Raw genomic sequence first — 20,044 nt, forward strand, 5'->3', positions numbered from 1 at the left:
GGCACGTGGGAAGCGATGCCTATCAACGGGCGGCGACCGCCCGGACGTCCGCGACCGTCACCGTGCCGGGGGCCTCCCCGCGGGCGAAGGACGCGCCGACCACGCGTTGCAGGGCGGCGTTGAGGGGCGTCGGCACCTCGTGCAGGCGGCCGAGCAGCACGATCTCGCCGTTGAGGTAGTCGGTCTCGACGCTGCTCGCGCCGCGGGCGACCGACTGGAACGTCGACGCCCGGCCGGGCTCCCACCCCTCCGTCGGCTGGATGCGGATGCGTCCGACGGCCTCGTCGCGCTCCGCGCCGTCGGCCGGCTCCAGCCCCGCCTCCTCGAGCACCGTGCGCGCCTCCGCCGTGAGCTCCCTCGACAGGGCCTTGCGCTCCTCGTCGCTGCCGCCGAGCAGCTCGACAGCGTTGTTGACGTTGCCCAGGAGCTTGAGGGCCTTCCACGGCAGGACGTCGTCGGTGCTGTGCGCGGCGATGCCGGCCCGCTGCAGGTCGGCGACGAGGGCGTCGACGCGAGCGTCCGTGCCGTCGGGGGCGAGGCCGATGCTGAGGACCGCGGCGGGGTCTGCCGCGGCGACCGCGACCGCGCCGGGCTCCAGGGACTGGGCGGGCACGAGGATCGACGCCGACAGCACCGTGGCGAAGCGGCGCAGCGCCTGCGCCTCGGTGGCCAGGCCGTTCTGCAGGACGAGGACCGGCAGGTCGGCGGCGAGGGCATGCGGGTCGGCCGGGTCGTGCACGGGCTGCCAGGCCCACTCCCCGAGGGCGTCGTCGGCCTGCTGCGCCTTGACGGTGAGGACGAGCACGTCGTCGGGTGCCAGGCGCGTGCCCGCACGGTCCGCGACGGGGACGGCGACCGCGCGCGTGCCGGTGGGGTCGGTGTAGCGCACTCCGTCCCGGGCGACGACGTCCAGGGATGCCCCGCGCGCGACGAGCGCGACCGGGATCTCGGCGAGGTGCAGGCGGGCGGCGAGCGCGAGGCCGACGGCCCCCGCCCCGATCACGACGTAACGGGTCACGCCCGCAGCCTAGGCAGGTCCGGCGGCGGCGAGCCGTCCCCAGCCCCGGTCCGCGGGTGCCCGTCCCGGGGGCGGGCCCCCGGTTCGGGCCGGGAGCTGCGGCTGCGTAGCGTCCTGCCCCTGTCACGACGAGGGAGGCGGAACAGGTGGAGCTGGACAGGGCACGGAGGCTGGCGCAGGAGCTGATGCGCGCGCACGGGCTGGTCGGGTGGACGTTCGCCTTCGACCGCGCGTCGACACGGGCGGGCATGTGCCGGTTCACCGACCGGCGGATCAGCCTCAGCCGGCCGGTGACGCTGCAGCTCGACGAGGCGCACGTGCGGGACACGGTCCTGCACGAGATCGCGCACGCGCTGGTCGGGCCGCGGCACGCGCACGACGCGGTGTGGAAGGCGACCGCGCAGCGCATCGGCGCGACGCCGCGGGCGCGCATGCGCGAGCCGATCCAGGTGGCGCGGCCGTGGATCGGGCGCTGCCCGGCGGGGCACGAGATGCGCCGGCAGCGGCGGCCGTCGGCGCCGATGTCGTGCACGACGTGCCACCCGGTCTTCACGGCCGCCGCGCTCTTCGAGTGGCGGCACGCGAGCGGCGTCCCGGCGCGCATGACGTCGCGGTACGAGGCGGCGCTGGCGCGGCTGCGGCGGGAGGCGTCCACCGCGGGATCGCTGCGCATGCTGCCCGCCGGGCGGTCGGGGCCCGCCGACGGTCCCGCAGTGGCGCGCCGGGCGGGAGGGGCGGGGTGCGCCTGAGGGGTGGTGGGACGAGGGGTGAGCCCCGACGGCGCCGGCCGTGGTGCCGCGGAGGGGCCCCTCGTACGGTGGGGGCGTGGAGCTCGAGGTCGCCGGCGAGGTCGTTCACTGGCGCGGGCCGGCGCCGTACCACTTCCTCGTCGTGCCCGAGCCGCAGTGCGCGGCGCTGCGGGAGGCCGCCGAACGGGTCAGCTACGGCTGGGGGATGGTGCCGGTCACCGGCGTGCTCGGCGCGACGCGGTTCACGACGTCGCTGTGGCCACGTGCCGGTGGGTACGTGGTCCCGCTCAAGGACGCCGTGCGGCGGGCCGAGGGGGTGGAGCTCGGCGACGAGGTCGTCGTGCGGCTGCTCGTCGACGACTGAGCGCCGGTTCGTGAGGGCGGGTCCCGGGCGTCAGCCCCAGCAGAGGCAGAACGGGTGGCCGGCCGGGTCGGCGTAGACGACGAAGCCCTCGGGCGCGGACAGGTCGGCGTCCTGCAGCAGCCGGGCGCCCTTGGCGAGCGCCTCCGCGTGCGCCGCGGTGATGTCCTGCACGTACAGGTCCAGGTGGATCTGCTGCGGCTGGCCGTCGGGCCACTGCGGCGGGACGTGGTCGGGCGCGAGCTGGAACGCCAGCGTCGTGCGCCCCTCGACGGTGACCTCGTGCCAGTCCTCGTCCTGGCGCGTGACCGTCCCGTCGAGCAGGTCGGCCCAGAACGCGCTGGAGGAGGCCAGGTCGGCGGTGTCGAAGACGATGGTCTGCCCGGTCAGCTGCATCCTCCGAGCCTGGCACCGCTCAGGGGGCGGCGGAAGACCTGCGTCCGGCGGGGAGTGCGGGAGCATCGCGGCCGGCGGCGGCGGACGTCGTCGTCCGACCCGGAGGTCGGTGCGCGCCCTCGTCGGCGTGCGCCCGGCGGCGCGAGGCGGTGTTGGGGTCGGGGTAGGGGGGGGTACCCCGACGTGGAGGGGTGGGGTCGGCGGCCACGGTAGGGACATGCCCCGGCGCGGACCGCACCGGGACCCGCTCCGATCAGGACCCGTTCCGATCAGCACCCGCTCCCACCACGACCCGAAGGACCTGTCATGACCGCCATCGCCGGACGCCGCCGCACGCGCCGTCCTCTCCGGACCATCGGTGCCTCCGTCGCGCTCGCGGCCGGCGCCCTCTCGCTCGCCCCCGCGGCGGTCGCCGCCACCGAGCCGGCGCCCTCCTCGTCGGCCTCGGCCGGGACGTCGCCCACGGCGGCGCCCGGGGAGGAGACCGTGGAGCAGCTCAACGCGCGGCTCGAGCCGAGCGTCGTGCAGCTCTACATCGAGTGGAAGGGCTACGTGGCCTTCCCGACGGACGAGGGCTCCGAATGGAGCGACGAGATCACCGTGCCCATGATCTGCACCGGCTTCTTCGTGTCGGACGTCGGCCAGATCGCCACCGCCGGCCACTGCGTCGACCCCGTCGAGGGCCGCCACGCCCTCATCGACGCCTTCCTCGGCAGCATGGTCGACGAGGGCTGGATGACTCCCGACGAGGCCGCCGGCTGGATCGGCACCGCCTACGCGAACTGGGCGGTGGAGGGGCTCGACGCGGGCTCCGACCCGCAGCGGATCGTCTACGCGCTGCAGCCGGAGGCGGTCGACGGCATCGCGATCGAGGACCCGCTCGCCGTGCAGGTCGTCGACTTCCGGGCCTTCGAGGAGGGTGACGTCGCGCTCCTCAAGGCGGACGTCACCGGCACGACGCCGCTGCCCGTCGCGGAGGCGGACCCGGCCAGCGGCATGGCGGTCACGTCCATCGGCTTCCCCGGGTCCGTGCAGAGCGTCGTGGACGCCAGCCGGGTGCGGGCGAGCTTCAAGACCGGCTCCGTCAGCAGCCAGCAGATCAGCGAGCTGGGCGTGCCGCGGACCGAGATCAACGCCGACCTGTCCGGTGGGATGTCGGGCGGGCCGACCGTCGACGCGCTGGGCAACGTCGTCGGCGTCAACTCCTCGAAGATCAACGGCGACCAGGCCTTCAACTTCATCACCGATGCGAGCGACCTGCACGGCTGGCTCACCGCCCACGGGGTGGCACTCGCGCCGCTGGCCGTGCCGGCGCCCGAGCCCACCGCCGAGCCCGTCGTCGCCCCGCAGCCCGCGGAGCCGACGGAGGACGAGGGCCTCGCGACGTGGGTGCTCGCCGCCGGGGGCTCCGGGCTGCTGGTGCTCGTCGGCGGGATCGTGCTGGCGGTGGTCCTGGCCGGCCGTCGCCGGCCCGCGTCGGCCGTCGCCCTGCCGGGCGCCGCGACGCTGACCCTGCCGTCGGGACCGTCGGTCGTCGAGCCCACGGCGGAGTTCACGCCGCAGCACACGGCGCTCGTCGGAGGCGCACCCGTCCCCGCCGGGGCTGCACCGGCGACCGCGCCGGCGACCGCGTACGCCACCCCGCCGGCGCCCGCGTTCGCGGGTGCCCCGGCGCCGGCCCCGTACGTCGCCGGCGGGATGGCGCCGGTCGACGAGGGCGGCGGGTCGGCGGAGCTGGCTCCCGAGGCGCCCGGTGCCGGACGGTCGGACGTCCGACCGGTCGGTGCGACGGCCGTGCTCGCGCCCGTGCCGCCCGCGCCGAGCCATGGCACGGGGTGGGTGTCGGAGCCGACCGCACAGTCCCGCGGCACGGGCTGGGTGTCGGAGCCGGCCGCGCAGGTCGGGGGCGTGCCGCCGGCGGCGCCGCGGACGACGGGCTTCGTCCCGGCGCCAGCGGCCGGGGCCACCTGCTCCGCCTGCGGTGCGGGCACCACGAGCGGTCAGCGCTTCTGCAGCTCGTGCGGCGGAGCTCTCTGAGAGCGGGGCGCACCCCGGCGCACCACCGATGAGGACGACCCGACCACGGACCCGTCCGGCGCACCCCGCGCCGGACGGGTCCGTTCGTGTCGTCGCGCGCAGGGGGGAGTCGCCACAGCACCGTCGGCGCGGCTGCCGGACGGGTGCCCGGAGGGATGGGCGGACCCGGGAGGACGCAGGGGAGGGTGACCGCGGTCCTGGACACCACGGGCGGCGGCGGTGAGGATGACCGGGCCGCGGATGCCGGACCGGGCGAGGGGTGGACGAGGTGCGTCGAGCGGTGGGGTCGGCGGTCGTGCCGACACGGCACGTGCACCGGCACCGGCACGGGTCCGGGAACCGGCACAGGGCAGCGGGGGCGGTCGGCCTCGTCGCGGTGCTCGTCGCGGTGCTCGTCGCGGTGCTCGTCGCCGTGCTCGCAGGGTGCTCGCCCGACGCGCTCGGCGAGGGCGGGTCCGGCAGCGGTACCGGCGGCGGTGCGACAGGGCCTGGCTCGACGTCGTCCGCCGTCCCCAGCAGGTCGCCGGGCTCGTCGCAGGAGCCGGGCGAGGACGGCGGCGGCATCAGCGCTGCGGCGTTCGAGGCCGCCCTGCGGCGGCGGCTCGAGCCGCCGGCGGTGCCGTCGTTCACCGTGCCGACCGACCTCCTGACCTCCGCCGGCGCGCGGGAGGCCGCGGCGGCGCTGGACCTGCCGGCCGGGCTGTACGAGGGCATCGCGGTGCTGGACGCCCGCTGCTCGGCGCCGGGCGAGGCGGCGGCTGCCGACTCCGGGACCGCCGTACCAGGGCGCGCCGCGCACCACGAGGCCGACGGCGTGAGCGTGTCCGTCGCCGGGGACGGCACGGGCGTGTACGACACCGCCGACCTGCACGTGGCGGTGCTGCCCGACGGCGCCGGCGTGTACGACGACGGGGCCCTGCGCGTGTCGGTCGGTGCCGACGGGTCGGGCACCTGGTCCGACGGCGAGCGCCGCACCAGCGTGCGCGCGGACGGCTCGGGGTCGGCCGAGGGGCCTGGCTGGCGCTTCTGGGTCGGGCCGGACGGGTCGGGCGGGTACGAGGACGACGACGTGCGGGTGTCCCGCGCGGCCGACGGGGAGCTGTTCACCGAGGGGGACCCGGCGCTCGTCGCCGCGGTCGAGGCGGTGCTCGCCGACGGGCTGCCGCCGTTCGCCCCCGTCCCGCGGATCGCGGACGTCGAGCCGGTCGGCGAGGTGTGCGGCACCGTCATCCGCCTCGACGCGAACGTGCTGTTCGACTTCGGCAGCGCCGAGGTGCGTCCCGAGGCGAACGAGCAGCTCGGCCGGGTCGCGGCGCTGCTCGTCGCACTTGGCTCGCCAGCGGCGCGGGTGGAGGGGCACACGGACGGCATCGGGGACGCCGACGACAACCAGGCGCTGTCGGAGCGCCGGGCGACCGCGGTGCGCGACGCGTTGCTCGGCAGCGGGGTCGCCGGCGGGTCGCTGGAGGCGGTGGGGTGGGGCGAGACCCGCCCGCTCGGGCCCGAGACGAGTCCCGACGGGGCCGACGACCCCGCTGCCCGCCAGCTCCACCGCCGCGTCGAGCTCGTCCTGCTGGACGGCCAGGGCTGACGCGCAGGGGAGCGTCCGGCTGCTCCGACCAGTGGACGACGAGGCGCTACCCGACCGAGGGAGTGGTGGGGGGCGTGCGCGTGGTGGAGGGCGCGGTGGCCGGGGCGTCAGGGCGCGCGGCGGCGCGGACGAGCCAGGCGCCGAGGGCCGTGGTGAGGGGGATGGCGAGCACGAGGCCGACGGAGCCGACGAGCGTGCGGACGACCTCCTCGGCGACCTGCCCGCTCGTGACGACGCCCAGGAACGAGCGGTCGGTGAGGCTCACGAGCAGGACCAGGGTGAGCGAGGCGCCGACGTAGGCGAAGACGATGGTGTAGACGGTCGAGGCGATGTGGTCGCGCCCGATGCGCATGCCGGCCGAGAACAGCGCACGGAACGACGCACCCGGCCGGGCTCCGTGGATCTCCCACACCGCGGAGGCCTGGGTGATGGTGACGTCGTTGAGCACGCCGAGGCCAGCCAGCACCATCCCGCAGACGAGCACCGCGCGGAGCCGGACCTCGGGTGCCGCCGACAGCAGCTCCAGCGACTCCTCGCCGGACAGGCCGTCGAGGTGCGTCGCGCCGGTCGCCCACACCGCCACGGCCGCGGTCACCAGCAGCCCGGCGACGGTGCCCAGCAGGGCGGTCGAGGTGCGGACGCTCACGCCGTGAGTCAGGTAGAGGACGACGGTCATGATGGCGACGCCGCTGACCAGCGCGACGGGGACCGCCGGGCGGCCGGTCAGCAGCGCGGGGATGGTGAAGACCAGCAGGCCGGCCAGGGAGAGCGCGACGCCGAGCAGCGCGGCGAGCCCCCGCCACCGGGCGACGAGCACGACGAGCACCGCCAGCACCCCGAGCAGCACCGCCATCGGCGGTCCCCGCACGACGTCGACGAAGAGCGTCACCACCTCGACGCCGCCGCCGGCCCCGTCTCCAGCCCCGTCCCCGGCCCCGTCCCCAGCCCCGTCCCCGGTCGCGTCACCCGTCGCGTCACCCGTCAGGTCACCCGTCACGGACCCGGTGACGAGCGTGCTGACGACCACCCGGTCGCCGGCCGACAGCGTGCCGGCGCGTTCCGGCGGCAGCAGGACCGTCACGTCCAGGCCGGCGTCGGTGCGCGCAGCGGCCTCGAGCCCGCCGTCGGCGCCCGGCGCGGGGTCGGCGGTCAGCACGGCCTCGTCCGTCGTGCTGCCGGGCGCCTGCGTCCGGATCGTCTCCGGCAGCCGGTCCGCGTCAGGCCACAGGGCGACGACGCCGCTCGCCGTGAGGAGCACCAGCGGCACCAGCACCGCCAGCAGCAGGCGCCGCACGCGCCGGGCGGCCGCGCGGCCGACCGGTCCCGGCACGGCTCCACCGTGCCCGTGCCCGTCCGGTGCGGTGTCGCGGGGGTGGGCGTCGTCGGCTGTCACCGGGCCAGCATGCGGCTCGTCCTCGCCGGGAGCGGGCACCGGCGTGTCCGCCGGAGCGGTCGTCGGGCACCAGGGACGGAGGTCCCTGGTGCCCGTGCGCGGGGAGCGGTGGGCTGGGCCGAGGGGGTGAGGGCGATGAGGCAGCACCGGCCGCCGGGCACGCCGTGGTCGACGGGACCCGCGGCGTCGTCCGCCGACGACGCGGTGCCGCGCGGCCCGCGGGTCGTGGAGCGCGGTCCCGAGCACCGACGGACGTTCGTCGTCGTCGACGGTCTCGTCGCGCTGACCGCGGCCGGCGGGGCGGCGGCGCTCGTCGCCGGGGTCGGGACGCCGGACGTGGCGCTCCTCGCACCGCTCGGGCTGCACTCGTGGGTGCTGCCGGGCCTGTGGCTCGCCGCGAGCGTGGCGGTGCCGTCGGGCGCGGCGGCGGTGCTCGCGGCGCGGCGCGACCCCCGCACGCCGGCCGCGGTGTTCGTGGCGGCGGGGCTGCTCGTCGTCGAGCTCGTCGTGCAGGTGCCGGTGGTCGGGCCCTCCGTGCTGCAGGCGGTCATGGCCGTGCCGGCGTCCGTCACCGGGCTGCTCGCGCTGCGGGCCCGCGCCGGCGGGACCTGGGGACGGGTCCGGCGGTTCAGCCGAGGCAGTCGTGCGCCAGGCGCAGCCACACCACCCCGTGCGCGGGGAGCGTGAGGCCGCGGGCCAAGGACCGCGTCCCGCCGTCGAGCAGGTCCTCGGCATCGTCGGGCAGGCCCGACAGGGTCGTGGGGGCGACCGCCCGCGGCTCGTCGGCCACGTTGACGACGACGAGCACGGTCGTCGCGCCGCGCTCGTCCCACCCGGGCCGCTGGTAGGCGACGAGCGCGGGGTCGTGCGCGTCGAAGGGCACGAGCCTGTTGCCGGCGAGCTCCGGCGTGCGCCGACGCGTCTCGAGGAGCAGCCGCAGGCCGGCGAAGACGCGGCCGGCGTCGGTGGTCGGGTCCTCGCGCTCGGCGTAGCGCTGCGCGGGGTAGCGGGGCCGGTTCACCCAGCGGCTGTCCTCCGCGTGACCCGGCTCCTCCAGCGCGGCGTAGTCGTTGAGCTGGCCGACCTCGTCGCCGAGGAAGAGCAGCGGCAGGCCGCCCGTCGACAGCACGACGGCGTGCGCGAGCAGGATGCGGTCGACGGCCCCGGCGTCGCCCGCCTCGAGGCCGGCGAGCGACGCGGTGGTGCCGGAGATGCGGCAGTCGCCGGTGCGCGGGTTGTCCTGGAAGGGCACGCCGCGCGCGAACGACCCGGGGAACCGGTCGACGAAGAAGGCGTTGAGGAAGCGCCGGTGCGCGGCGGCGTCGATGCCGAGCTCGGCGGCGTCCTCGTCGGCGAAGGTCCAGCCGATGTCGTCGTGGCTGCGGACGTAGTTCACCCACGCGGTGCCCGGCGGCAGGGCGTGCCGGCGCTCCAGCGCCTGCGCCAGCAGGCGCCCGTCGCGGGTGGCCAGCGAGCTCCAGATGAGCGCCATCTGGAGCGGGTTGTAGGAGATCTGGCACTCGCCGGGGGAGATGTACCCGATCACCTCGTCCGGGTGGACGATCGCCTCGGACTTGAAGACCACGGCCGGCGCGGCGATGCGGCACACCGCGTTGAACGCCTGCAGCAGCAGGTGCGCCTCCGGCAGCGACTCGCAGGACGTGCCGAGCCGCTTCCAGATGAACGCCACGGCGTCCATGCGGAGCACGTCGACGCCCTGGTTGGCCAGGAACAGCATCTCGCCGGCCATCGCGCGGAAGACGGCCGGGTTGCCGTAGTTGAGGTCCCACTGGAAGTCGTGGAACGTCGCCCAGACCCAGGACCCCGTGGACGTCGGCCGGCCGTCGGGTCCGGGCGGGCCGTCGGGGAACGGGACGAACGACCCCGGGTGGTTGTCGGGGAAGATCTCGCGGACCGTGCGCTCGTACGCGTCCGGCATGGTCCGGTCCGGGAAGACCCAGTAGAAGTCGCGGTGCTCGGGGTCGCCGGCCAGCGCCCGCTGCGCCCACACGTGCTCGTCGGAGGTGTGGTTGAAGATGAAGTCGACGACGAGCGCGATGCCGTTCTCCCGCAGCTCGGCGGCCAGCGCCGCGAGCTCGTCCATCGTCCCGATGCGCGGGTCGACGTCCCGGTAGCTCGACACCGCGTACCCGCCGTCGGAGTTGCCCTCCGGCGCCGCGAACAACGGCATGAGGTGCAGGTACGTCAGGCCGAGCTCGCGCAGGTAGCCGATCCGCTCGCGCAGCGCGGCCAGCGACCCCGCCCAGCGGTCGACGTAGAGCACCCCGCCCAGCGCCCGCTCGGAGGAGAACCACTCCGGGTCGGCCTCGCGCTGCGCGTCCAGCGTGCGCAGGGGCTCGGACCGGCCCTGCCAGCTCGTCGCCAGCTGCCCGACGAGGAGGGCGAGCTCCTCGTCGACACGGGGGCCCTCGCCGTACACATGGTGGAAGAGGTCGACGAGGCGCGGCAGCTCGCGCGCGACGCGCGCCTCGAACGCGGCCCACACCTCGTCGGACGTGCCGGCCCGGCGCGCGGCGGCCGCGGCCGCGACCAGCGGGGCGGGCAGGACGTCGGGCTGGACGTCGGGCAGGTCCGGTCCGGCACCGGTGGCGGGCGTCGTCGCACTCACGAGCGCCACCCTAGGGGCTCGGCCGTGGCGCGCCAGGAGGGCCGACGGGACGGCCGCGCCTCTGCGGTCGCGACGGGTCGGCGCGTCGAGGCCAGGATGAGGACCATGCACATCGACCTCACCGGCAGGACGGCGCTCGTGACGGGCTCCACGCAGGGCATCGGTCTCGCGATCGCCGAGGGCCTGGCGCGGGCCGGGGCGACGACCGTGATCAACGGGCGCAGCCAGGAGCGCGTCGACGAGGCGCTGGCCGGGCTCCGGGCGGCGCTGCCGGACGCGACGCTGCAGGGGGTCGCGGCGGACGTGGCGACGGCCGAGGGCGCGGCGCAGGTGCTGGCGGCCGTCCCGCACGTCGACGTGCTCGTCAACAACCTCGGCATCTTCGAGGCGCGGCCGGTGCTGGAGGTCGACGACGACGAGTGGCGCCGGTTCTTCGAGGTCAACGTGCTCTCGGGCGTCCGGCTCACCCGGTCGTACCTGCCCGGCATGGTCGAGCGGGGGTGGGGGCGCGTGCAGTTCGTCGCGAGCGACTCCGCCGTCGTCATCCCGACCGAGATGGTGCACTACGGCGTCACGAAGACGGCGCTGCTGGGGGTCTCGCGCGGGTACGCCAAGGCGGTCGCGGGGACGGGCGTCACCGTGAACACCGTGGTGGCCGGACCGACGCTGACCGGCGGCGTCGAGGACTTCGCCCGCAGCCTCGTCGGGCAGGACCTGCCGTGGGAGGAGGTCGAGCCGCGGTTCATGGCCGAGCACCGGCCGGCCAGCCTCGTCCGGCGGCTCATCCGGCCGGCGGAGATCGCGCACATGGTCGTGTACCTGGCCTCGGAGCAGGCGTCCGCGACGACGGGCGGGGCCCTGCGCGTGGACGGCGGCTACGTCGACGCGATCCTGCCCTGACCTGCGGCGCGACTGGTTGATGTGGTCCACCTCACGTGGTCGCGGGGGTCCCCGGGGGACGCCCGGGGGGCGCCCCGACGTTGAGGAGGACGTGCCCGCCACGCGTCCCGTCCGCCCCCTCCTCGACGTCCGCAAGATCTACCTCGAGCCCGAGGCCGCCGCCCTCCCGCGCGGTCAGGAGGTGCTCGCCCGCTGGCCCGACGCCGAGCGCGTCGAGGTCGCCTCGCACTGGAACATCCCCGAGCTGCACGGCGACGAGGGCAACGTCGACCGCTGGGTGCGCATCAAGACCGAGGCGCTCGTGCTCGGCGTGAAGAAGTCGCTGACCGCCCGCCCCAACGGGCGCTCGTCGGACTTCGTGGCGCCCTCGACGGCCAACGGCTGCGCCATGGCCTGCGCGTACTGCTACGTCCCGCGCCGCAAGGGCTACTCCAACCCGATCACGGTGTTCGCCAACATCGACAAGATCTCCGGGTACCTGGCCCGGCACGTCGGCCGGCAGGGCGTCAAGACCGAGCCCAACCAGTGCGACCCGCACGCCTGGGTCTACGACATCGGCGAGAGCAGCGACTGCTCGGTCGACGCGACCGTCAGCGACAACGTGCGCGACCTCGTCGAGCTGTTCCGCGGCCTGCCGACGGCGAAGGCGTCGTTCGCGACGAAGCACGTCAACCGCGACCTGCTCGACTGGGACCCGCAGGGCCGCACGCGTATCCGCTTCTCGCTCATGCCCGACCGCATGGCGCGCCTCGTCGACGTGCGCACGTCGCGCATCGCCGACCGCATCGCGGCGATCGACGACTTCGTCGAGGCCGGGTACGAGGTCCACCTCAACTTCAGCCCCGTCATCGTCGAGGACGGCTGGCTCGAGCAGTGGGCGGAGCTCCTCGACCAGGTGGAGGCGGGCATCGGCGCGAGGGCCAAGGCGCAGCTCGCGTGCGAGGTCATCATGCTCACGCACAACGACCGGCTCCACGAGGTCAACCTCGGCTGGCACCCGAAGGCCGAGGAGGTGCTGTGGCGCCCCGACCTGCAGCAGCCCAAGCGCTCGGAGACCGGCGGCCTCAACGTCCGGTACCGCACCGGGCAGAAGGGCCGGTACGTCACCGCGCTGACCGATCTCATCGCCGAGCGGCTGCCGTCCTGCCGGGTGCGCTACGCGTTCTGACGCCGCGCACCCAGCCGATGGCGTCGCCCGTCCCCGTGGTGACGTCGAGCCCGGTCCGCAGGAGCGCTTCGGCGGCGGCGGCCACCGCGTCGGCGCTGCGCTCGTCGGGCGCCCCGGCCGGCGACGAGAACGCCAGCAGCACGACGCCGCCGGGGGCCAGGAGGTCGCGCACGGCCGGCGCGGCCGGACCGGCTTGGTCCGTCCAGAAGGCGTTGACGTCGACCGCCAGGACGGCGTCGTAGGGGCGGTCCGGGCGGAAGGCCGTCAGGTCGCGGTGCTGCAGGTCGGCGCGGCCTTCGTCGAGGGGCCGGGCCAGGCGGCGCTCGGCGTGGGCCAGGGCGCTCGACGAGCGGTCCAGCCCGGTGACGTGGCCGTCGGGCAGGAGTGCGCACAGCAGGGCCAGGCCGTGCCCGACGCCGCATCCGACCTCGAGGACGCGGGCGTGAGGGCGCTCGACGAGGGCCGGCGCCAGCAGGTCGACGGCCCCGCGGACGCGGGCGGGGGGACGGTCGGGCACGGGTGCAGTCCTCGTCGTCCGGCGGGGTGTGCGATGCCGACGTGCGCCGTCGCCGACGTGGTGGCGGGGCGGTCAGGCGGCGCTCGGGGCGTCGTCGGTGCAGAGACCGAGCCAGCGGCCGTCGGGGTCCAGGACCTCCGCCCACCAGCCCATGTCCCCGCCGACCTCCGAGCGCGGCACCTTCACCGTGCCGCCGTGCTCGACGGTCGCGGCGAGGACGGCCTCGAGGTCGTCGACCAGCACGTACACGCGCACGCCGACCTCCCGCGGCGCGTCCGGGGCGCGGAACACCGCGCCGACGAGCTCGCCCCCGGAGGAGACGCCGAGGTAGTCGCCGGCCTCGTCGCCGAAGGGGGAGAACGTCCAGCCCAGCACGGGCCCGTAGAACGCCTGCGCCCGGTCCAGGTCGTCGACGGGCAGCTCCCACCACGTGACGGTCCGGGGCCGCGGGGGCTGCGTCGTCGTGCCGGTCGTGCCGGTCGTGCCCGTCGTCGTCGTGTCCATCGCCGTCCCCCTCGCCGGTGCCGTCCACGCCCTCGTCGCACCGTAGCCTCGTGCGGTGCGGTGCGACTACTACGACGCGGGTCGGTGCCGCTCCTGCACGCTCATCGAGCAGCCCTACGCCGTGCAGCTGGCCGGCAAGGAGCAGCGCGCGCGGCAGCTCCTCGCCCACCACACCGGCCTGACGTGGCTGCCGCCGGTCGCCGGGCGGGAGTCCGGCTTCCGCACGAAGGCCAAGATGGTCGTCGGCGGCACGGTGGCGGCGCCGACGCTGGGGATCCTCGACGACGCCGGCCGCGGCGTGGACCTGCAGGGCTGCGGGCTCTACCCCGAGGGGCTGTCGGCGGCGTTCCCCGTGCTGGCCTCGTTCGTCTCCCGCGCCGGCCTCACGCCCTACGACGTGCCCGCCCGCCGCGGGGAGCTGAAGAACGTGCTGGCGACGGTCTCCCCGGACGGCGAGCTCATGGTCCGGTTCGTGCTGCGGTCCACCGAGGCGCTGCCGCGCGTGCGCAAGCACCTGCCGTGGCTGCTCGACGAGCTGCCGGAGCTGCGGGTGGTGTCCGTGAACCTGCTGCCCGAGCACCGGGCGGTCGTCGAGGGGGACGAGGAGGTCGTCCTCACGCCGCAGGCCACGCTGCGCATGCGGCTGGACGACGTGACGCTGCACCTGCGGCCGCAGAGCTTCTTCCAGACGAACACCGCCGTGGCCGCCGCTCTGTACCGGCAGGCGGCGGCGTGGGTCGACGAGGCCGCGCCCGCCACCGTGTGGGACCTGTACTGCGGCGTGGGCGGTTTCGCGCTCCACGTCGCGGGCCCGCCGGACGGGCGCCGCGAGGTCACCGGCATCGAGGTGAGCGCCGAGGCCGTCGCCAGCGCGCGGACCAGCGCGGCCGAGCGGGGCCTGGACCGGGCGCGGTTCCTCGCGGGCGACGCGACGGCCTTCGCGCTCGCGGCCACGGACGTGCCGGACCTCGTCGTCGTCAACCCGCCGCGGCGCGGGATCGGCGACGCGCTGGCAGGCTGGCTCGAGCGGTCGGGCGTCGGCACGGTCGTCTACTCGAGCTGCAACGTCGTCTCGCTGGCCCGCGACCTCGAGGCCATGCCGTCCCTGCGGCCCACCCGGGCGCGGCTGCTCGACATGTTCCCGCAGACCCACCACGACGAGGTCCTCGTCCTGCTGCAGCGGCGCTGAGCAGCGCCCGGCGGCTCTGACGGCCGGGGCCGCGGGGTAGCGTCGGCACGCACCGACCGCACCACCGTGAGGACCCCCGTGAGCGACGCCCTCGTCCCCGACACCGACCTGCGCGCCCGGGCGGAGGCCCTGCTGCCGGATTTGGCGGCGCTGCGGCACGACCTGCACCGCATCCCGGAGATCGGGCTCGACCTGCCGCTCACCCAGGCGCGCGTGCTGGCCGCGCTCGACGAGCTGCGCGCGGCGACGGGCGCGACCCTCGAGGTGACCACCGGCACGGCGCTGTCCTCCGTCGTCGCCGTGCTGCGCGGCGGCCGCCCGGGCCCGGCGGTCCTGCTGCGCGGGGACATGGACGCCCTGCCCGTCACCGAGGACACGGGCGAGCCGTTCACCAGCGAGCACCCGGGCGCGATGCACGCCTGCGGGCACGACCTGCACGTCGCCGGGCTCCTGGGCGCCGCACGGCTGCTGGCGGAACGGCACGAGGAGCTCCCGGGCTCCGTGGTCCTCATGTTCCAGCCGGGGGAGGAGGGGCCGCACGGCGCGCGCGTCATGCTCGAGGAGGGCGTGCTCGACGCGGCCGGCGAGCGGGTGGTGGCCGCCTACGCCGTGCACGTCGTCGCGTCGATGGTGCCGCTGCAGGTCGTCACCGCCCGGGCGGGGACCGCCATGGCGGCGGCCGACGAGATGGTCGTGACCGTGCAGGGCCGCGGCGGGCACGGCTCGGCGCCGCACCGGGCCGCCGACCCCGTGACGGTCGCCGCCGAGATCGTGCTGGCGCTGCAGACCGCGGTGACCCGGCAGTTCGACGCGCACGACCCGGTCGTCGTCTCCGTCGGGCGCATCGCCGCCGGGACCACCGACAACGTCATCCCCGCGCAGGCGCACCTCGAGGCCACCGTCCGGACGTTCTCCCCGCACCACCGCGCCGTCGTCGCCGAGCGGCTGACGCGCGTCGTCGAGCACGTCGCGCTCGCGCACGGCCTCACCGCCGACGTCGACTACCGGCGCGGCTACCCGGTGACGGTGAACGACGCCGCGGAGGTCGACCGGCTCGAGCGGGTCGCCGCCGCGCTGGGCGAGCAGCCCTTCGCCCGGGCCCCGCACCCCGTCTCGGGCTCGGAGGACTTCTCCTACGTGCTCGAGCAGGTCCCGGGCGTGTTCGCGTTCGTCGGCGCCACCGCTCCCGGCCTCGACCCGGCGACCGCGCCCTACAACCACGCGCCGCAGGCCCGCTTCGACGACTCCGCGCTGCCCGTCTCGGCCGCGGTGCTGGCCGGCCTCGCCCTCGACCGCCTGGCCCAGGGGTAGGGCGGAGGGCGGCCCGTGCGGGGAGCACCGGTGGACGGTGGCGGCGGCGGCGTCGTGCGGGTGGTCGGGTCGCTCAACGAGGACCTCACCGTGACCACGCACCGGGCGCCCGGGCCCGGGGAGACGGTCCTCGGCCGGGACGTGGCACGGGGCGCCGGGGGCAAGGGCGGGAACCAGGCGGTGGCGGCCGCGCGCGCCGGCGCCCGGACGGTCATGGTCGGCGCGGTCGGCCGGGACGACGCGGGCACGCGCCTGCTCGCGGGGCTCGTCGACGAGGGTGTCGACACGTCCTGCGTGCAGCGGGTCGGGTCGACGACCGGCCTGGCGCTCATCACCCTCGACGACGACGGCGAGAACCGCATCGTCGTGGTTGCGGGGGCCAACGCGTCGCTGGGCGCCGCGCACGTGCGGGCGTCGCTGGGCGCGCTCGCCCCCGGGGACGTCGTGGTGGCGCAGGGCGAGGTGCCGCCGGCCGCGGTGGAGGAGGCGGGCCGCTGCGCCGCCGACGCCGGCGCGCTGCTCGTCCTCAACCTCGCGCCGGTCGTCGACGTCGACCTCGCCGCCGCCGCGCCGGCCGTGCTCGTGCTCAACGAGCGCGAGGCGGCCCTCCTCGACCCGTCCGGGCGCGAGGCCGCGGACCGGGCCGAGCGCCTGTGCCGGCGCACCGGCGCCGCGGTCGTCGTCACGGCGGGTGCCGCCGGCGCCGTCGTCGCGTCCTCGGGGGGCGTCCGGCGGGCGGCACCCGTGCCCGCGGCGCAGGTCGTCGACACCACCGGGGCGGGCGACGCGTTCGTCGGGGCGCTGGCGGCGGGGCTGGCCGCGGGCGAGGACCTCGACGGCGCGGTCGCCTGAGGGCTCGTCGCCGGGGCTGTCGCGGTCGGCGCGCCGGGCGCCCGGGGCGGGCGGGCGACGGCGGAGGTCGTCCGGCGCGCGCTCGAGAGGCGCGCGCCGGGCTGAGGTCCCCTCACGCCGTGCGGCGGACCTCCTCGACGAACCGGGCGGACCGCTCGCGCAGCCCGGCGGTGCGGCGGGCGACGACGGCCGTCCGCGCGGCGGGCAGCTCCGGCCCGGAGGCGGTGCCGACCTCGGACAGCAGCGGCGTGCGCCGCACGTGCCGCGAGCACGCGAGGTCGGTGCACACGAGCGTCCCGACGGTGTCGCCGCGGCGGCCCGGGGCGCCGGCCCGCCTCGCGACGTAGAGCGACACGTCCTCCGTCGCCACGACGTCGGCGCACCAGGCGCACACACCGCGGCGGCGGGCCCGGCCCGTGCCGGGGTCGGCGGCCCGCAGCAGGACGCCGACGGGCTCGTCGTCCACGGGCACGACGACGTAGGCGAGCAGCGGCGCCTTCCGGTCCCGCCAGCCCAGCAGGTCCAGGGCGTCCCAGCGCTGGGCCGTCAGGTCGGGCAGGGTGGCGCTCGCCGCCTCGCGACGGCTGGCGTTGACGAAGCAGGCGCGGACCTGCTGCTCGGTGAGGGCATGCACGGGGGAGCCTCCGGCGGCGGTGGGTGGACGGACAGGTCGGTCCGCACCGCCGTCGTCGCCGGGGCGACGCCCTCAGGGGCGGTGCGTGCGACGGGGACGACGACGGGCGCGGCTGCCGGGGTCGCCCGAGCAGGCCGTCACGGCCACCTCGCCCCCCGCGGGTCCACCCGTCATGCTCGCTCCTCGTGCTGCGTCCGTCGCGCGGCCGTGACCTCCGGGGCACCGCCGCGACGCCCGACCGTAGGCAGACCTGGCGCGTGCCGTCCAGCCCTTTCCCCGCGGCGCAGGACGGCCCCGCCCGTGCTCGGCGGGAAGCCCGAGCGGGGCCGGTCACCGGGCACCGGTGCCGTCAGTGTCGGTGGCCGCCGCCCTGGGCGCGGTCGATCTCGCCGCAGGCGACGGGGAGGACCGCCTCCATGAGGGTGGTCTGCGAGGTGCCGTCGCCGTCGACGTCGGCGCCGTGCAGGACCAGGTGCAGCTCGCCGAGCCGCTTCGAGACGTCCTTGGGGACCGTCACCGTGCGGTGGTAGTCGATGACGCCGTTCGCGTCCGCGACGGGGAAGCGCTCGAGGGCCAGGCCGCTGGCAGGGCTCGTGTCGCCGGTGGTCGTCAGCGAGACGTCGATCGGGCCGTAGTACGGCGCGGCCTCCTCCAGCGAGATGAGGCCGTCGCCGTCCGCGTCGGCGTCGGGGAGGGGCCTCGGGGGGTCGGGCCCGTCGCACGATCGTCCGGAGCCGCGCGCCCGCCGGACGGGTGGGACGCGGAAGACCACCCGAGCGGGTGATGGAGATCACCCCGCCGTGACCTCGGACCGGCACCGACGACCGCCGATGGCGGGGGCATGACGACCCCCACCGTCACCCGTCCGGCCGAGCCGGCGCGTGCCCTCCCGCTCCCCGCCGAGCCCCCGGTCCTCGACGTCGACGCGCTGCGGGCCCGCTACCGCGTGACCCCGGCCAGCCGGCTGCGCTCCCGGCTCGCCGAGCGGGCGGCGGCCGTGCCGTCGCCGCGGGTGGCGCGACCCTCCTGAGAGGTAGCCCGCGCCCTCCCACCCGGGGGACCCGCGCCGGCAGGTGACGGACGCCCGTGCGTGGTCCACGCTCGGGGGGTGGCCGACGACCTCCCCGAGCGCCGGGGCCCGGCGTCGCCGCCGCCGGCCGGTCCCGGCGCGGACCGGGGACGGCGCGCCGCGGACCCGTCCCGCGCCGAGCGGTGGCGCGGTGCGCTGGCGGGCGTGCTCGCGGCGGCGCTGACCCTCGGGGTCGCGCAGCTCCTCGCCGGGCTGACCGACGCGTCGTCGGCGCCCCTGTCCGCGGTCGGCGACGCCTTCATCGACCTGACCCCCGCCTGGCTGAAGGACGTCGCCATCGCGGTGTTCGGGGTGCACGACAAGACGGCACTCCTCGTCGGCGCGGTGCTGGTCCTGGCGGTGCTCGCCGCGCTGGTCGGGGTCGTCGCCGTGCGGCGCCCGCGGCTCGGGACCCTCGCCGTCGTCGCCCTCGGGGCCGTGGGCGCGGTGGCCGCCGCGACGCGGGCGGACGCCGGGCCGCTGGCGCCGCTGCCCGCGCTGCTCGGCGCGGCGGCGGGTGTCGTGGCGCTGGGCCGGCTCGCCCCGCGCGCGGCGGCACCCGCAGGCACCACCGGGCGGACCTCCGCGGGCCGCCCGGGTGCCGGGGGCGTCGACCGGCGGTCGTTCCTCGGCGGCGCGCTCGTCGTCGGCGGGCTCGCGGCGATCACCGCCCTGGGCGGCGTGGGGGCGGGAGCCGCCCGCGGCGGGGCGGCCGCGGCGCGGGCCCTCGTCCGCCTCCCTGCCCCGGCCCAGGCCGCGGTCGCGCTGCCGCCGGAGGCGGCGGCACCGGTCGACGGGGTGGTCCCGGTCGTGACGCCGAACGAGACCTTCTACCGGATCGACACCGCCTTCGTCGTGCCCGACGTCGACCCCGCCGGGTGGGAGCTGCGGGTGCACGGGCTCGTCGAGCAGGAGGTGCGGCTCACGTGGGACGAGCTGCTGGCCTCCGAGCTCGTCGAGGCGTGGGTGACGCTGACCTGCGTGTCGAACACGGTCGGCGGGGACCTGGCCGGCAACGCGCGCTGGCTCGGGCTGCCGGTCCGCGAGGTGCTGGCCCGCGCGCGGCCGCTGCCGGGCGCCGACATGGTCCTGTCCACCAGCTCCGACGGGTTCACCGCGTCGACGCCGCTCGAGGCGCTGACCGACGACCGCGACGCCCTCCTGGCCGTCGGGATGAACGGCGAGCCCCTGCCGCCGGCGCACGGCTTCCCGGTGCGCATGGTCGTGCCGGGGCTGTACGGGTACGTCTCCGCGACGAAGTGGGTCGTCGACCTCGAGGTGACGCGGTTCGCGGAGCGCTCCGCCTACTGGACCCAGCGCGGCTGGTCCGAGCGCGGGCCGGTCAAGACGGCCTCGCGGATCGAGGTGCCGCGGCAGGGGGCGACGCTGCCGGCCGGGACGGTCGCCGTCGGCGGCACGGCCTGGGCGCAGCACCGCGGCATCACGGGCGTCGAGGTGCAGGTGGACGACGGGCCGTGGCAGCCGGCCACCCTCGCGGGCGAGATCTCCGTCGACACGTGGCGCCAGTGGTCCTTCGCGTGGCACGCCGCCCCGGGCGACCACCTCCTGCGGGTCCGCGCCTCCGACCCGGACGGGCCGCAGACCGGGGACCGGGTCGGCGCGGTGCCCGACGGCGCCACGGGCTGGCACGAGGTGGCGGTCCGCGTCGCGTGAGACGAGGGTGGTCGCGCGCGGGTGCCCGGCCGGGCGTCCGGCACCACTGCAC

20 protein-coding genes are annotated in these 20,044 nt (G+C 76.8%); 12 read left to right on the forward strand and 8 right to left on the reverse strand.

The genetic code is table 11. The features are described 5' to 3' along the window. Positions 1-22: 22 nt before the first annotated feature. Entirely contained in the window at positions 23-1,018 is a 996-nt protein-coding gene (locus BM048_RS00565) for a ketopantoate reductase family protein (protein ID WP_090029802.1), read from the reverse strand. A 146-nt stretch (positions 1,019-1,164) separates the two neighbouring features. On the opposite strand from BM048_RS00565, the gene BM048_RS00570 reads away from it, so the two are divergent. Both BM048_RS00570 and BM048_RS00575 read left to right on the forward strand, forming a co-directional pair. Then, a complete protein-coding gene (locus tag BM048_RS00570) occupies positions 1,165-1,767 on the forward strand; it encodes a SprT-like domain-containing protein (RefSeq protein WP_090029804.1) in 603 nt (200 codons plus the stop codon). 76 nt (positions 1,768-1,843) lie between these two features. Beyond that, positions 1,844-2,131, forward strand: a complete 288-nt coding sequence (locus BM048_RS00575) for a DUF1905 domain-containing protein (protein WP_090029806.1) — start codon at positions 1,844-1,846, stop codon at positions 2,129-2,131. 30 nt (positions 2,132-2,161) lie between these two features. Here the strand turns inward: BM048_RS00575 and BM048_RS00580 are convergent, their stop codons facing one another. Beyond that, entirely contained in the window at positions 2,162-2,524 is a 363-nt protein-coding gene (locus BM048_RS00580; protein WP_090029807.1) for a VOC family protein, read from the reverse strand. Positions 2,525-2,830: 306 nt separating this feature from the next. On the opposite strand from BM048_RS00580, the gene BM048_RS00585 reads away from it, so the two are divergent. After that, a complete protein-coding gene (locus BM048_RS00585) occupies positions 2,831-4,561 on the forward strand; it encodes a S1 family peptidase (protein WP_090029809.1) in 1,731 nt (576 codons plus the stop codon). A 295-nt stretch (positions 4,562-4,856) separates the two neighbouring features. Further along, the gene (locus BM048_RS00590) at positions 4,857-6,152 is read left to right on the forward strand and encodes an OmpA family protein (protein WP_139224256.1); all 1,296 of its coding nucleotides are present in this window, start codon (positions 4,857-4,859) and stop codon (positions 6,150-6,152) included. A gap of 46 nt (positions 6,153-6,198) precedes the next feature. Here BM048_RS00590 and BM048_RS18555 read toward each other — a convergent pair whose 3' ends face one another. Then, entirely contained in the window at positions 6,199-7,482 is a 1,284-nt protein-coding gene (locus BM048_RS18555) for a YibE/F family protein (RefSeq protein WP_090030387.1), read from the reverse strand. Positions 7,483-7,680: 198 nt separating this feature from the next. On the opposite strand from BM048_RS18555, the gene BM048_RS18560 reads away from it, so the two are divergent. Next, positions 7,681-8,232 carry a hypothetical protein gene (locus BM048_RS18560; RefSeq protein WP_139224257.1) on the forward strand — a complete coding sequence of 184 codons (552 nt, stop codon included), beginning with the start codon at positions 7,681-7,683 and terminating at the stop codon, positions 8,230-8,232. Here the strand turns inward: BM048_RS18560 and BM048_RS00605 are convergent. Continuing rightward, positions 8,174-10,099: an alpha-amylase family protein gene (locus BM048_RS00605; protein ID WP_373308401.1), complete on the reverse strand. Its 1,926-nt coding sequence runs from the start codon at positions 10,097-10,099 to the stop codon at positions 8,174-8,176. The two genes, BM048_RS18560 and BM048_RS00605, sit on opposite strands and share 59 nt — an antisense overlap. A 180-nt stretch (positions 10,100-10,279) precedes the next feature. On the opposite strand from BM048_RS00605, the gene BM048_RS00610 reads away from it, so the two are divergent. Continuing rightward, the gene (locus BM048_RS00610) at positions 10,280-11,074 is read left to right on the forward strand and encodes an SDR family NAD(P)-dependent oxidoreductase (protein WP_090029813.1); all 795 of its coding nucleotides are present in this window, start codon (positions 10,280-10,282) and stop codon (positions 11,072-11,074) included. Positions 11,075-11,165: 91 nt separating this feature from the next. Further along, positions 11,166-12,242, forward strand: coding sequence for a spore photoproduct lyase family protein (locus BM048_RS00615; RefSeq protein ID WP_239078698.1), 1,077 nt, complete (start codon positions 11,166-11,168; stop codon positions 12,240-12,242). On the opposite strand, the gene BM048_RS00620 is transcribed toward BM048_RS00615, so the two are convergent. Beyond that, positions 12,196-12,759 carry an SAM-dependent methyltransferase gene (locus BM048_RS00620; RefSeq protein WP_090029817.1) on the reverse strand — a complete coding sequence of 188 codons (564 nt, stop codon included), beginning with the start codon at positions 12,757-12,759 and terminating at the stop codon, positions 12,196-12,198. The genes BM048_RS00615 and BM048_RS00620 overlap by 47 nt on opposite strands. A 72-nt stretch (positions 12,760-12,831) precedes the next feature. Continuing rightward, positions 12,832-13,263 (reverse strand): VOC family protein, encoded by a 432-nt coding sequence (locus BM048_RS00625; protein ID WP_090029818.1) that lies wholly within the window; start codon positions 13,261-13,263, stop codon positions 12,832-12,834. Between the two features lie 55 nt (positions 13,264-13,318). Between BM048_RS00625 and rlmC the strand changes: the two genes are divergently transcribed. The 3 genes from rlmC (at position 13,319) to BM048_RS00640 (ending at position 16,615) form a co-directional block, all read left to right on the forward strand. Continuing rightward, positions 13,319-14,452 carry a 23S rRNA (uracil(747)-C(5))-methyltransferase RlmC gene (gene rlmC, locus BM048_RS00630; RefSeq protein WP_090029820.1) on the forward strand — a complete coding sequence of 378 codons (1,134 nt, stop codon included), beginning with the start codon at positions 13,319-13,321 and terminating at the stop codon, positions 14,450-14,452. Positions 14,453-14,530: 78 nt separating this feature from the next. Beyond that, a complete protein-coding gene (locus tag BM048_RS00635; protein ID WP_090029822.1) occupies positions 14,531-15,763 on the forward strand; it encodes a M20 metallopeptidase family protein in 1,233 nt (410 codons plus the stop codon). A 15-nt stretch (positions 15,764-15,778) separates the two neighbouring features. Further along, on the forward strand, positions 15,779-16,615 hold the full coding sequence (locus BM048_RS00640) for a PfkB family carbohydrate kinase (RefSeq protein WP_090029823.1): 837 nt from the start codon (positions 15,779-15,781) through the stop codon (positions 16,613-16,615). A gap of 112 nt (positions 16,616-16,727) precedes the next feature. On the opposite strand, the gene BM048_RS00645 is transcribed toward BM048_RS00640, so the two are convergent. Next, positions 16,728-17,249: an FBP domain-containing protein gene (locus tag BM048_RS00645; RefSeq protein ID WP_090029825.1), complete on the reverse strand. Its 522-nt coding sequence runs from the start codon at positions 17,247-17,249 to the stop codon at positions 16,728-16,730. A 349-nt stretch (positions 17,250-17,598) separates the two neighbouring features. Continuing rightward, the gene (locus tag BM048_RS00650) at positions 17,599-18,021 is read right to left on the reverse strand and encodes a hypothetical protein (protein WP_090029827.1); all 423 of its coding nucleotides are present in this window, start codon (positions 18,019-18,021) and stop codon (positions 17,599-17,601) included. Positions 18,022-18,090: 69 nt separating this feature from the next. Between BM048_RS00650 and BM048_RS00655 the strand changes: the two genes are divergently transcribed. Both BM048_RS00655 and BM048_RS00660 read left to right on the forward strand, forming a co-directional pair. Beyond that, the gene (locus tag BM048_RS00655) at positions 18,091-18,279 is read left to right on the forward strand and encodes a hypothetical protein (RefSeq protein ID WP_090029829.1); all 189 of its coding nucleotides are present in this window, start codon (positions 18,091-18,093) and stop codon (positions 18,277-18,279) included. A gap of 78 nt (positions 18,280-18,357) precedes the next feature. Further along, positions 18,358-19,992, forward strand: coding sequence for a molybdopterin-dependent oxidoreductase (locus BM048_RS00660; protein ID WP_090029831.1), 1,635 nt, complete (start codon positions 18,358-18,360; stop codon positions 19,990-19,992). Positions 19,993-20,044: the final 52 nt, after the last annotated feature.

It is taken from the genome of Cellulomonas marina, from assembly GCF_900111925.1.
In the GTDB taxonomy this organism is placed as follows: domain Bacteria; phylum Actinomycetota; class Actinomycetes; order Actinomycetales; family Cellulomonadaceae; genus Cellulomonas; species Cellulomonas marina.